The sequence below is a fragment of the Tenacibaculum sp. SZ-18 genome, assembly GCF_002813915.1.
Taxonomy (GTDB): domain Bacteria; phylum Bacteroidota; class Bacteroidia; order Flavobacteriales; family Flavobacteriaceae; genus Polaribacter.
Genome location: NZ_CP019335.1, coordinates 1,434,075 through 1,446,558, shown reverse-complemented (window position 1 = coordinate 1,446,558; position 12,484 = coordinate 1,434,075). Strand labels below are relative to the sequence as shown.

Sequence of the window (12,484 nt, the reverse complement as noted above, 5' to 3'; positions counted from 1 at the left end):
CAACCAACATAACCATGTTTCGGTCCACTTTTAACACCTAAATAAAATAAGTTGATATTAAAATTTTGATTAGTATTATACCCTCACCTTGCTTTACATAAATTCCACCTTAATCTATACTAGTATACAACAATAGCATAAGTCGTATTTACAAATACTAAAAATCAACTCATTCAGTATGAAACTTAACTGTTCGATCAATTGATAATTAAAATAGTGTTTCAGGTTTAACTCCGTTTGTTTCTTAAGCTAAAGAATACATAAGATTACCACTAATTCAATATTTACTCCTTCAAAAACATGAAAGAAGTAATTCAAATCTAAGCCTTTCGCTCCGTTTGAAAATTTTTCAAAATTTCCAATTTTTACTCAACCATTAATTGCCTCGTTAAACTCATTTTACTCAACTACAAGTGTTGCAAGGAATGAACAAAGTAACAGAAAGAGCGTATTATTTTCTAATATAGGTAATATAAAAAATGAATCTAATTAAAAACAAAAAAGGAGTAGTCTTACTACTCCTTAGGATAAATATTTTTGAGGACTAAAAGTATAAGGCAAATCCAATTAAACCTTGAAAAAGACCTTCATCTTCTACATCTCCGTCCATTCCTATGTTATATCTTAACGCAGGTTTGATACTTACATTTTCACCTAAAAATATTGCATAACCAGCCTGTAAACCTAACCAATTTACACTTGTTGTATCATTATCTGTTCCTGTAATGTCAATTCCAATTGGAAATCTTCCGTCTATGTACATTTCTGCACCGACTTTATAAACAAGGCTGGTATTTTCGTTAGCGTCTTCAGAATAGCCTAACCCTACTTTAATAGCAATATCATCTACTATAAAATACCCTCCATCTAAACCAACAGAAAAACTAGTTGCTTCATCTTGAGATGTAAAAGAAAAAGAAGTATTACCAGTTGTTGCTGAACCAGTATTGGCTTCGATAACAAATTTTCCCTTAGCAGTTTGACCACCTTCATCTTGTGCTTTAACAGTTAAACAAAACGTTACCAAAGCAATAGTAAGTAAAATTTTTTTCATAAATTTTGAATTATAATTATAAGTTGTGAAACAAATATAATGTTATTTTATTTGACAACCATTTTCAATGATTTCACACGGATTTAATTACCTAATAATTAGATCATAGACATTAGTTTTTTTGCATAAAAAAAGGAGCTCGAAAGCTCCTTTTGTTTTCATAATTTCTATTAAACTTATTAGAAAGAATAATAAGCACCTAATCCGATATTAGCAACAGATCCACCGTCTAAGCTAATACCAGCATAAGTAGCTTGTAAAGTTATGTTCTCCATAACTTTATAACCTACCATAGGTCTATAATAAAATCCACCATCATTTCCTTCGTCAACACCTATAGCAAAACCTAAATCAGCTCCTACTACGAATTTGTCAGAAAGGTTATAACGACCTGCTGCAGCAACTGGTAAAAACGCAACATTAGGTACGTCAAAACCATTTACTTCTTTTCCTAAATACTGGATGTAAGAAAATGAAGCTCCTAAGTTAAAATCTTCAGATAAGTTAAATAAATAATTTACCTCTCCTCCGTAAGAAAAAGAATATGCATCTCCTGCATCTCCAATTGGTAAAGCGATATTACCTCCTACATTTAAAGTACCTTCTTGTGCATTAGCAGCAAATCCGAATACTGCGATAGCAATTGTTAAAAGAAATTTTTTCATAAATTTTAATTGTAATTATAATTATAGAAGTGCGAAAGTAGGTGGATTTATTCCTTCAGTAAAGCTTTTTCTTACTTTTTTTATGTTAAAAAAACTTAAGTATTATAAGACAAGTAGTTACTTTTTTTACATTAAAAAAAGGAGCTCGAAAGCTCCTTTTGAAAATATAATGTGATTATGGTATTATAATGCGAACATGGCTCCTACACCGAGATTAGAAAAAGAGCCTCCTGTAACACTAATACCTGAAAAAGTTGCCTGTAACATAATTTTTTCAGAAATATTATAACCTACCATTGGTCTGTAATAAAATCCACTTTCGATTCCTTCAGGGCTAAGACCAATCCCATATCCTAAGTCAGCACCTAAAGTGAACTTTTCTGATACAGCGAAACGACCAGCAGCAGCTATAGGTAAGAAAGAAACATCCTCAAGAGAAACAGTTCCAAATCCTGGTACATCAACATCTTGCCCAAAATAGTTTACAAAACCTAAAGAAGGTCCTACTTTAAAATCGTCTGAAACTGGAAATAAATAGTTTACTTCAGCACCAATAACAAAAGAATAACCATCACTGGAATCACCAACAGGGAAACCTAAGTTAACACCTGCGTTTAATTCTCCATCCTGTGCGTTAGCAGTAAATCCAAAAGCTACTATAGCAATTGCTAGTAAAAATTTTTTCATAATTTTAATTTTATAATTATAAGTTTGCTTAACAAAAGTAACCTTATTTTTGAAATAACAAAGTATTTTTAAGGATTTTACATGAGTTGGAAAGCTAAAATTGTAGATTACAAGCATTATCTAAAAATAGAAAGGGCTCTATCTAATAACTCAATTGAAAACTATGAAAGAGATGTACAAAAGCTAGTCAATTTTATAAATCAATTTGAATTAGACTTCTCTCCTCTATCTATAAGAAAAGAAGATATTCAGCAATTTATTTATGAGATTTCAAAAGTAATTAGTCTCAGAACACAAGCTAGAATTATATCTGGATTGAGAAGTTTCTTTGAGTATTTGGTATTTGAAGATTATAGAAAAGATAACCCTTTGGATTTAATAAAATCTCCAAAAATTGGAAGAACATTACCAGATGTTCTATCAAATGAAGAAATTTCTAAAATTATACAAACAATAGATTTAAGTCATCCACAGGGTGAAAGAAATAGAACAATTTTAGAAACCATGTATGGATGTGGTCTTCGTGTAAGTGAATTAATTAATTTAAAGCTCTCTGATTTATTTTTTGAAGAAGGCTTTATTAAAATTAAAGGAAAAGGAAATAAGGTACGATTTGTACCAATTCACAGTTCAACGATGAATTATATTCATATTTATCTAAACGAAATAAGAAATAAATTAATTCCAGCTAAACAAGATAGCGACATTCTTTTCTTAAATAGAAGAGGAAAACGTTTAACACGACAAATGATATTTATAATATTGAAGGACCTATGTACAAAGGCTAATATAAATAAAAATGTTAGTCCACATACTTTAAGACATTCTTTTGCAACTTATTTACTGAAAGAAGGAGTCGATCTTCGAGCAATACAACAATTATTAGGTCATGAAAGTATTACTACAACTGAAATCTATGTTCATTTAGATGCTTCGTACTTAAAGACAGTAATTGAACAGTTTCATCCGAGAAAAGAAATATGAGGAAACAAAAAATGGCAAGCTACCTACATCACACCGCTACGACCTAATACCCTTGCTGCGTTCCCGCCCTGGGGGATTCAAAGGGAGCTGGTTGTGTAGAACTTGCCGAGGCAAATTTACAATCATTTTTTTAATCTAAACCAAAAAAGTTACATGAAATTTTCATGAAAATTTTGTAACGTTTTTAAAACATTGAATACTAACAAGATGTTTTGTATACTTTTTTTAATAAATTAACTAATCAAATTAACAACAAATGGAAAATCAAGTAAACAGTAAGAATATTATACTCAATTATGGGGTAATTTATGGTATAATCATCGTATTTGTCAACTTAATAATTTACGCTTCAGGAATGTTATTCGACACAACTGCAGGATTTTTATCTTTGGTTATTACTGCACTAAGTCTTATTACAATAATCGTATTAGGTATTAAAAAGTTTAAATCAGAAAATCAAGGATTCCTTTCTTTTGGACAAGCAATTAAAGTAGGTATTGGTATTGCTGTTTTAGGTACTTTAATTATACTTGTTTATCAACAAATTTTCAATAATCTCATAGAACCAGAATTTACACAACAGGTCCTAGAAAAGACTGAGCAAGCTCTTTACGATGCTGGATTAAGTGATGAGCAGGTTGAAACACAACTTGCTATTCAAAAGAAAATGTCAGGACCATTAATTTCGAGTGCGATGGGAATTCTATTTTGGACATTTATTGGATTTGTTATATCAGCTATAGGTGGAGCGATTATGCAAAAAAGAGAGGAGGACACTTTTTAACAATATTAAAATTGTAACTTTACGGCTTTATATGTACATGTAATAATTATTATGAATATATCGGTAGTAATACCACTTTTAAACGAAGAAGAATCTTTACAAGAATTATATGATTGGATTGCACAAGTTATGCAGTCCAATCAGTTTTTATATGAAGTTATTTTTATCGATGATGGAAGTACCGACAAATCTTGGAGTATAATTAAATCTTTATCAGAAAAAAAACAGGAGGTTAAGGGAATTCGTTTTCAAAAAAACTATGGAAAATCACAAGCCTTAGATGCTGGGTTTAATGCAGCTAAGGGAGATGTTATCATTACCATGGATGCAGACTTGCAAGATAATCCAGAGGAAATTCCAGAGTTGTATAATTTGATTATCAAAGATGATTATGATTTGATTTCTGGGTGGAAAAAGAAACGTTATGATAATGTTGTAACTAAGAATATTCCATCTAAATTATTTAATTGGGCAGCTCGAAAAACTTCTGGTTTAGAATTAAATGATTTCAACTGTGGTTTAAAAGCTTATAAGAAGCAAGTAGCGAAAGCTGTAAAAGTAAATGGTGAAATGCATCGTTATATTCCTGTTTTAGCAAAGAACGAAGGTTTTTATAAAATTGGTGAAAAAGTTGTTCAACACCAAGCAAGAAAATATGGCGAAACAAAATTTGGGATAGATCGATTCGTAAATGGCTTTTTAGATTTAATTACTATATCTTTTTTATCTAAATTTGGAAAAAGACCAATGCACTTTTTCGGTTTATGGGGAACTCTAATGTTCCTTGCTGGAACTTCAATGGCTTTTTATGTTGGTATTGTTAAATTATATAGACTTTTTAACAAAATACCTTCTATTTTAGTAACTCAAAATCCATGGTTTTATATTGCCTTAACTTCAATGATATTAGGTACATTGTTGTTTTTAGCCGGCTTTTTAGGAGAATTAGTTATTAAGAGTAATCCTAATCAAAAGCACTATAAAATCAAAGAAAAACAAAATTTATAACCACTACCAAAAAATTATTAAATGGAAGAAATCTTACAGAAGGCTAAACTTTGGTTGTCTTCTACTTTCGATGAAGATACAAGAAATGAAGTGCAAAATTTAATTAATTCTAAATCAGAAGATTTAGCGGATCGCTTTTATAAAGACGCAGAATTTGGAACGGGTGGTATGCGAGGTATTATGGGATCTGGTACTAATCGTATCAATAAATATACTTTAGGAAAAGCTACTCAAGGTTTATGTAATTGTCTTCATAAAGCATACCCAACTGAGGATTTGAAAGTTGCCATTGCTTACGATTGTAGACACAATAGTAAAGAGTTTGCCAAACTCGTAGCTGAAATTTTATCTGCAAATAATATTAAATCTTATGTTTTTGAAGATTTAAGACCAACACCAGAATTATCTTTTTGTGTAAATCATTTAAACTGTCATGCAGGAATCGTTCTTACTGCATCTCATAATCCTCCAGAATATAATGGTTATAAAGTATATTGGACAGATGGAGGTCAAATTGTTCCTCCTCAGGACAAAGAAATAATTGCAGAAGTTAATACATTAGATTATTCAGAAATTAATTTTGATAAAAATGAAGAACTAATCTCATACATCGGAGAAGAAGTTGATGAAGCTTTCTGGGATGCTTCTATCAAGAACGGAACATTTGACGTAAAAGGAAGAGAAGATTTAAAAATTGTATTTACCTCGTTACATGGAACTTCAATTAAGTTAATTCCTGAAGTTTTAGAACGTGCAGGTTATACAAATATTCATGTAGTTGAGGAACAGGCAGAGCCTAATGGCAATTTCCCTACGGTTAAATCTCCAAATCCAGAAGAGCCAGAAGCTTTAGAAATGGCGATAAATTACGCTAATAAATTAAATGCTGATATTGTTATTGGTACAGATCCTGATAGTGATCGATTGGGAATTGCTATTAGAGATTTAAATGGAAATATAAAATTACTAAATGGAAATCAGACCATGAGTGTAATGACAGATTTCTTAATTAAACAATGGAAAAAGCAGGGGAAACTAAATGGCAAACAATTTGTTGGATCAACAATTGTCTCTACAAATTTAGTAAATGATATCGCCGCCAGTTATAATGTTGAAACTAAAGTTGGACTAACTGGTTTTAAATGGATAGCCAAAATGATTAAGGATTATCCTGAACAAGAGTTCATCGGTGGTGGAGAAGAAAGTTTTGGGTTCATGGTTGGTGATTTCGTACGTGACAAAGATGCTGTTACTTCTACCCTACTCGCCTGCGAAATTGCAGCTGATGCAAAGAGTAAAGGAAGTTCTTTTTATAAGGAATTATTAAATATTTATGTAAACAATCGTTTTTACAAGGAACATTTAGTTGCATTGGTTAAAAAAGGAATGGATGGAGCCACTGAAATCAAACAAATGTTAGTTGATTTACGGAACAATCCAATGACAGAAATTGATGGTGAAAAAGTAACTTTTGTAGATGATTATAAGAGCTCAATTCGTAAAAATATCCTTACGGGTGAGGAATTTGAAATAAATATTCCAAAATCAAATGTTTTAATTTACGAAACTGAAAAAGGCACAAAGGTAGCTTGCAGGCCAAGTGGAACAGAACCAAAAATTAAGTTCTACATAAGTGTTCAAGACGATTTAGCGAATGTAGACAGTACCGATAAAGTGGAACGGTTATTAGACGAACGAATATCAAGAATAAAAAAACAATTAGGAGTTTAAATGGAATACTTCCAAAAAATTTTAAAATACGCGAATCCCTATAAAAGATTCGCGTTTTTAAACATCTTTTTTAACATATTATATGCTGTTTTCTCAGCACTTTCATTCATTGTTATTATGCCTTTGTTAAAAGTGCTATTTGGTGATGAAAAAAGGACAGAAGCTATTAAAAAACCAGTTTATGAAGGTTTTACTCAAATTAACAGCTACGTAAATCAAAGTTTAAGTTATTATACAGATCAGTTAGTTCAAAAAGATGCATCTAACGCCCTTTTCTTAGTAATTGGATTAATCGTAATAACATTCATTTTAAAAAATATATTTAGCTATCTAGCCTTTTATTACATCACTTTCTTAAAAAATGGTGTATTGAAAGATTTACGTAACGATTTGTACGATAAAACTATATCTCTACCAGTATCTTACTTTTCTGAAAAGAAAAAAGGTGATATAATGGCTCGAATTGGAAATGATGTAATCGAAGTTCATTACTCATTTTTATCAATCTTAGAGTTAATTTTCAGAGACCCTTTAATGATTTTAATTTCAGTAGGAATGATGTTAGTTTTTAGTGTTAAACTAACAATTTTCATTTTCGTATTTATTCCTGTTGCAGGTTTTATTATAAACATTATAGGAAAAAACTTAAAGAAAACATCTGATAAAGTTCAAGGTGAGCAAGGTATATTCTTGTCTATATTAGACGAAACACTACAAGGCTTAAAGGTTATTAAAGGATTCACAGCTGAGAGTATCTTCAATAAAAAATTCCAAAACTCTACGAGTCGTTTTGAAAAATTAATGAACAAACTAATGATTAAAACACAATTGGCCGGACCTGTCAGTGAAATTTTAGGTGTTACTGTATTTTGTGTTATAATATGGTATGGAGGACAAATTGTATTAATTGACAAAACAATAGAAGGAGAAACATTATTGAGTTTCCTTGGTTTAGCATATAATATAATTACTCCAGCAAAATCAATTTCTAAAGCAAGTTTCACTATTAAGAAAGGTAATGCTGCAGCTGATAGAATTCTTCAAATTTTAGAAACCGAAGATGAGTTAGAAGATCTACCAAGCGCTCAAAATAAATTGACCTTTGATAGTGATATTGAATTTAAAAATATTTGGTTTAAATATCAGGATGATTATGTATTAGAAGACTTTTCTTTAAAAATTCCAAAAGGAGAATCTGTTGCTTTGGTAGGACAATCTGGAAGTGGAAAATCTACTTTAGCGAATCTAATTACCCGTTTTTATGATGTTACTAAAGGTGAAATTCTAATTGATGGAGTTAATATTAAAAACCTGACAAAGAAATCGTTATTAAACTTAATGGGAATTGTTACACAAGACTCAATTTTATTTAATGATTCTATTAAAGAAAATATCAAAATTGGTGATCAAAACGCAAGTGATGAAGAAATTCATAAGGCTGCTGAAATCGCCAATGCCTATGAATTCATCAAAGATCAACCTGAGCAATTCGATACTAACATTGGTGATAGTGGAAATAAATTATCTGGTGGACAGAAACAGCGTTTATCTATTGCGAGAGCTGTATTGAAAAATCCACCAATTATGATTTTAGATGAAGCTACTTCTGCCCTAGACACTGAATCAGAAAAACTCGTACAATCTGCTTTAGAAAACATGATGCAAAATCGTACTTCTATGGTTATTGCACATCGTTTATCTACCATTCAAAATGCTGATAATATTGTGGTTTTACACAAGGGAAAGATTGTTGAACAAGGGAAACACGATGAGCTACTAACAAAAAAAGGAGAATATTACAAGTTAGTTACTATGCAAAATATTGATTCTTAATTATGAAGGAATATTTAATATTCAACATCATCTATAAGTGGAAATATTTATTGGCCATCTTAAAATCTAAATTTATCAAGATTGAAAATAAAACATTTATTGATACTTTAGTTTATGTTGCCAGAGAGGCCGACAAGTCGTGGATTTTTGGAACCAAAGTTCGGAAACTTTCCCAGCATTCAGGTTTAAATGCATCACCCTATTTCCATGCTAAATTGAGAGATTTACCAGATTCAGACGGATATTACTTTATTTACCCTCATTATTTTTGCAGAGCAATGCGGCATAATCCTCAAATTCTGAGGAAGAAAAACATTGTTATGTTTACGCATGCACATTATACCACTTCTTATTCGAAAACTCATATTGCTTGGTGTTTGAACTTAGCTGACAAAGTAATTTGTTTAAACTCTCAAGTAAAACAAGATTTAATTGAAATTGGAATTAAACCAGAAAAATTAGAAATTATACATATTGCCTCTGATCCAGATTTTTTCTATTCACATGAAAGAAATGGCGGAGATGTTGGATTCTGTTCAAATTTTGGAGAACGTAAAAACCCAGAATTAGTTTATCAGATTATTAAAAACATGCCAGAAAAGCACTTCCATATTTTTGGGAAAAATTGGGAAAAATTTGATAAGTTCAATGAACTGAAAAAACTACAAAATTTTACTTACCATAATAATCGAGACTATTCAGAATTTCCAGATTTATATGCAAAAATTGATACGTTTGTCTCTCCATCTCTGTTAGAAGGAGGACCAGTTCCTATTTTAGAAGCTATGCTTTCTAATTGTGTTCCTGTGGCCTCGAAAACAGGTTTTTGTCCAGATGTCATAAAGCATGGAGAAAATGGTTTTTTATTCGATTTAAATGCTTCTCATGAAGTTGTAATTCCTTTGATTAAAAAAGCAGATGAAATCAAATTAAACATCAGAGAAACTGCCTTAGAGTACTCTTGGGAAAACTGTTCAAAAAAGATTGATGACTTGTTTAAAAACGCATAAGAAAACCACTCAAATTTGTCCTAAATAATGCAATTAAGATAATATTGGATATTTAAAAAATAGCCGTTTTTACTTTTGTTTCATTATAATTTATGAAAAATGCAAAAACGATTTACTTTAATAGCAATTTTATTTTCTATTTATTTAAAAGCTCAAATTTCCTCAGATAAGTCTTCAATTTCACTAGGAGTAGGTCCTTATAAATCCGAAAAAACAGATGGTCTAATTGCTGCTCAACTTAGCTTACAATTCTATCACAAAAGAAATATTTTAGGCCTTAACCTGGAATATGGAGGCCAGATCGGACAAAATCCTAATAACTATATTACTTCAAATTTACTATATGGAAGAGATATTAAAATTGCTAATTTCCTAAATATAGAATTAATTTCAGGTATAGGATATTATAGTTTTAGTCTCAATAATTATGCATATAACAAACAAATAGAAACAATTAATTTTCCAGTAAGAATAAATCTAATTTTTGACTTATATCGAAACTCTATCTTCAAAGGAATTAAATCAGGATTAGGCTTCGGGTTTAACCTAAATAGTGAAAATATAACTGGTAATGCTCTAATTTTACTTCAAGTTAACTTCTAACCCTAAACTTTTTGCCTTTTCAAACATAAATTTGTGAGAAGCTTCATATTCATTTGGAATTATTCCTTCTAAAATTGCTTCTTTAATCGCCTCTTTAATTTGTCCGATTTCACGACATGGTTTTAAGTTAAATGTTTTCATAATTTCTTCACCAGTGATTGGAGGCTGGAAATTACGAATACGATCACGTTCTTCTACTTCTTTAATTTTCTGACGAACGATTTCGAAATTCTTATGATAACGTCTAAACTTCTTTGGATTTTTAGTTGTGATATCTGCTTCACATAAAGTCATTAAACTATCAATATCATCACCAGCATCAAAAATTAATCGACGTACAGCAGAATCTGTAACTTCAGAAGCTAATACTATAGGTCTTGAACTTAATAAGACCATTTTTTGAACAAACTTCATTTTGTTATTTAATGGCATTTTTAAGCGCTTAAATAACTTGTATACCATTTTAGAACCAACAAATTCATGAGAATGGAACGTCCAACCATTTCTTTTATCAAACTTTTTCGTTGGAGCTTTTCCTATATCATGTAATAAAGCAGCCCAACGTAACCAAATATCTTCAGTGTGTTTAGAAATATTATCTACAACTTCTAAAGTATGATAAAAGTTATCTTTATGTGTTTGCCCTTCTACTTCTTCTACTCCTTTCAAAGCGATTAATTCAGGTAGAATTTTATTTAATAAACCTGTTTTCTCTAACAATAAAAATCCGATAGAAGGAACTGGCGAAGCCATTATTTTATTTAATTCCTCGACAATTCGTTCTCTTGTAATGATATCAATACGATTTACATTTTTAGTAATGGCATCTAATGAGCTTTTTTCAATTGTAAAATTCAATTGAGAAGCAAAACGAACAGCGCGCATCATACGTAGAGGATCATCTGAATAAGTAATATCTGGATCAAGAGGAGTTCGAATGATTTTATTGTCCAAATCATTAATTCCACCAAAAGGATCTAATAATTTTCCAAAAGATTCTTTATTTAAACTTAATGCTAATGCGTTAATCGTAAAATCTCGACGATTTTGATCGTCTTGTAAACTACCTGTTGTAACTTCTGGATTTCTACTATCTTCATGGTAAGATTCTCGACGAGCACCTACAAACTCGACCTCAATTTCTTTGTAACGTAACATTGCCGTTCCGTAGGTTTTAAAAACTTGAACTTTTGGTTTATTCGGTAATAAACTTGCTACTTTTTGTGCTAATTCAATCCCGCTTCCAACAGTAACAACATCAATGTCTTTTGCGTTGCCTCTTCGTAAAATAAAATCTCTTACAAAACCACCAATTACATAACTTTTTAGTTGTAATTCTTCTGTAGCTTGTGTAATGTATTCAAATATTTTATTCGAAATTGCTTCTTTGTAATACTTCTCTGGCATAAACTCTATTCTCGGATCACTATAATTTCTTCTCCTTCAATTTTTAATATGGTTGACGACCTTTTTGAAACTTTGTTTTGCTGCAAATTTACTATATAATCTACGCTATCCAAAATTACTTGTTCCACATCTATAAAAGACTTGGGTGTTGGGTTTCCACTCAAATTCGCAGAAGTTGAAACAATCGGTTTATTAAATTTCTCAATCAATTTTTCACAAAATTCATTTTGAACTACACGAATAGCTATAGTATTATCTTCTTTATTAATAATATTAGCTGCGATACCTTTAGGATTTCTGTAGATAATGGTTGTTGGTTTTACTGCTTTATTTAAAACTTCTATAGCTTGAGCTGGAACATTTACGTACTCCTGAAGCATTTTTAAAGAATTAACCAATACGATTAAGCTTTTGCTTTCTTCTCTATTTTTAATTTTATAAATCTTTTTAACAGCCTCACTATTCGTTGCATCACATCCTAATCCCCATACAGTATCTGTTGGATATAAAATTGTATTACCGTTTACTAAATGTTCTAGTGTTTCTTCAATCATAATCTATAAAAATTAATTAAAAAAATCGCGGTGCAAATTTAAACATATCTAATCTATTTTTCTATTTATAACTCAAAACAAGAATTTTGAAAACTTATTTCTACTATTCAAAAAGTCTGAATAACTAAACTCTGTAAATTCCTTATGTTTGTGAATGAAAAATT

General features: G+C 30.5%; 12 protein-coding genes and 1 other RNA gene. 7 read left to right on the top strand and 6 right to left on the bottom strand.

Annotated elements, in window-relative coordinates; translation table 11 throughout:
- Positions 1-544: 544 nt before the first annotated feature.
- From BTO06_RS06645 to BTO06_RS06635, 3 genes are all read right to left on the bottom strand, one after another.
- Positions 545-1,054, bottom strand: coding sequence for a hypothetical protein (locus BTO06_RS06645; RefSeq protein ID WP_100924552.1), 510 nt, complete (start codon positions 1,052-1,054; stop codon positions 545-547).
- A gap of 179 nt (positions 1,055-1,233) precedes the next feature.
- Entirely contained in the window at positions 1,234-1,719 is a 486-nt protein-coding gene (locus BTO06_RS06640; protein WP_100924551.1) for an outer membrane beta-barrel protein, read from the bottom strand.
- Positions 1,720-1,902: 183 nt separating this feature from the next.
- Positions 1,903-2,406, bottom strand: coding sequence for an outer membrane beta-barrel protein (locus BTO06_RS06635; RefSeq protein WP_157811763.1), 504 nt, complete (start codon positions 2,404-2,406; stop codon positions 1,903-1,905).
- A gap of 81 nt (positions 2,407-2,487) precedes the next feature.
- Between BTO06_RS06635 and xerA the strand changes: the two genes are divergently transcribed.
- The gene (gene xerA / locus BTO06_RS06630) at positions 2,488-3,390 is read left to right on the top strand and encodes a site-specific tyrosine recombinase/integron integrase (RefSeq protein ID WP_100924549.1); all 903 of its coding nucleotides are present in this window, start codon (positions 2,488-2,490) and stop codon (positions 3,388-3,390) included.
- Between the two features lie 9 nt (positions 3,391-3,399).
- Here xerA and ffs read toward each other — a convergent pair.
- Positions 3,400-3,498, bottom strand: an RNA gene (gene ffs / locus BTO06_RS06625) — signal recognition particle sRNA small type.
- Positions 3,499-3,646: 148 nt separating this feature from the next.
- Between ffs and BTO06_RS06620 the strand changes: the two genes are divergently transcribed.
- The 6 genes from BTO06_RS06620 to BTO06_RS06595 all read left to right on the top strand — a co-directional run bounded on the left by BTO06_RS06620 (position 3,647) and on the right by BTO06_RS06595 (position 10,359).
- The gene (locus tag BTO06_RS06620) at positions 3,647-4,174 is read left to right on the top strand and encodes a DUF4199 domain-containing protein (RefSeq protein WP_100924548.1); all 528 of its coding nucleotides are present in this window, start codon (positions 3,647-3,649) and stop codon (positions 4,172-4,174) included.
- A 51-nt stretch (positions 4,175-4,225) separates the two neighbouring features.
- The gene (locus BTO06_RS06615; protein ID WP_100924547.1) at positions 4,226-5,182 is read left to right on the top strand and encodes a glycosyltransferase family 2 protein; all 957 of its coding nucleotides are present in this window, start codon (positions 4,226-4,228) and stop codon (positions 5,180-5,182) included.
- Positions 5,183-5,203: 21 nt separating this feature from the next.
- The gene (locus tag BTO06_RS06610; protein WP_100924546.1) at positions 5,204-6,913 is read left to right on the top strand and encodes a phospho-sugar mutase; all 1,710 of its coding nucleotides are present in this window, start codon (positions 5,204-5,206) and stop codon (positions 6,911-6,913) included.
- Positions 6,914-8,746 carry an ABC transporter ATP-binding protein gene (locus tag BTO06_RS06605; RefSeq protein ID WP_100924545.1) on the top strand — a complete coding sequence of 611 codons (1,833 nt, stop codon included), beginning with the start codon at positions 6,914-6,916 and terminating at the stop codon, positions 8,744-8,746.
- 2 nt (positions 8,747-8,748) lie between these two features.
- The gene (locus tag BTO06_RS06600; protein ID WP_100924544.1) at positions 8,749-9,756 is read left to right on the top strand and encodes a glycosyltransferase family 4 protein; all 1,008 of its coding nucleotides are present in this window, start codon (positions 8,749-8,751) and stop codon (positions 9,754-9,756) included.
- A 99-nt stretch (positions 9,757-9,855) separates the two neighbouring features.
- Entirely contained in the window at positions 9,856-10,359 is a 504-nt protein-coding gene (locus BTO06_RS06595) for a hypothetical protein (protein WP_100924543.1), read from the top strand.
- On the opposite strand, the gene BTO06_RS06590 is transcribed toward BTO06_RS06595, so the two are convergent.
- Positions 10,339-11,766 (bottom strand): CCA tRNA nucleotidyltransferase, encoded by a 1,428-nt coding sequence (locus tag BTO06_RS06590; protein ID WP_100924542.1) that lies wholly within the window; start codon positions 11,764-11,766, stop codon positions 10,339-10,341. The genes BTO06_RS06595 and BTO06_RS06590 overlap by 21 nt on opposite strands.
- A 5-nt stretch (positions 11,767-11,771) precedes the next feature.
- Positions 11,772-12,320: an L-threonylcarbamoyladenylate synthase gene (locus tag BTO06_RS06585; protein ID WP_100924541.1), complete on the bottom strand. Its 549-nt coding sequence runs from the start codon at positions 12,318-12,320 to the stop codon at positions 11,772-11,774.
- Between the last annotated feature and the right edge of the window lie 164 nt (positions 12,321-12,484).

Excerpts from the sequence above, each read along its gene's own strand:
- BTO06_RS06645 (WP_100924552.1), bottom strand. The coding sequence starts at position 1,054 with ATGAAAAAAATTTTACTTACTATTGCTTTGGTAACGTTTTGTTTAACT.
- BTO06_RS06600 (WP_100924544.1), top strand. The coding sequence starts at position 8,749 with ATGAAGGAATATTTAATATTCAACATCATCTATAAGTGGAAATATTTA.
- BTO06_RS06640 (WP_100924551.1), bottom strand. The coding sequence starts at position 1,719 with ATGAAAAAATTTCTTTTAACAATTGCTATCGCAGTATTCGGATTTGCT.
- BTO06_RS06590 (WP_100924542.1), bottom strand. The coding sequence starts at position 11,766 with ATGCCAGAGAAGTATTACAAAGAAGCAATTTCGAATAAAATATTTGAA.
- BTO06_RS06605 (WP_100924545.1), top strand. The coding sequence starts at position 6,914 with ATGGAATACTTCCAAAAAATTTTAAAATACGCGAATCCCTATAAAAGA.
- BTO06_RS06635 (WP_157811763.1), bottom strand. The coding sequence starts at position 2,406 with ATGAAAAAATTTTTACTAGCAATTGCTATAGTAGCTTTTGGATTTACT.
- BTO06_RS06610 (WP_100924546.1), top strand. The coding sequence starts at position 5,204 with ATGGAAGAAATCTTACAGAAGGCTAAACTTTGGTTGTCTTCTACTTTC.
- xerA (WP_100924549.1), top strand. The coding sequence starts at position 2,488 with ATGAGTTGGAAAGCTAAAATTGTAGATTACAAGCATTATCTAAAAATA.
- BTO06_RS06615 (WP_100924547.1), top strand. The coding sequence starts at position 4,226 with ATGAATATATCGGTAGTAATACCACTTTTAAACGAAGAAGAATCTTTA.
- BTO06_RS06620 (WP_100924548.1), top strand. The coding sequence starts at position 3,647 with ATGGAAAATCAAGTAAACAGTAAGAATATTATACTCAATTATGGGGTA.
- BTO06_RS06585 (WP_100924541.1), bottom strand. The coding sequence starts at position 12,320 with ATGATTGAAGAAACACTAGAACATTTAGTAAACGGTAATACAATTTTA.
- BTO06_RS06595 (WP_100924543.1), top strand. The coding sequence starts at position 9,856 with ATGCAAAAACGATTTACTTTAATAGCAATTTTATTTTCTATTTATTTA.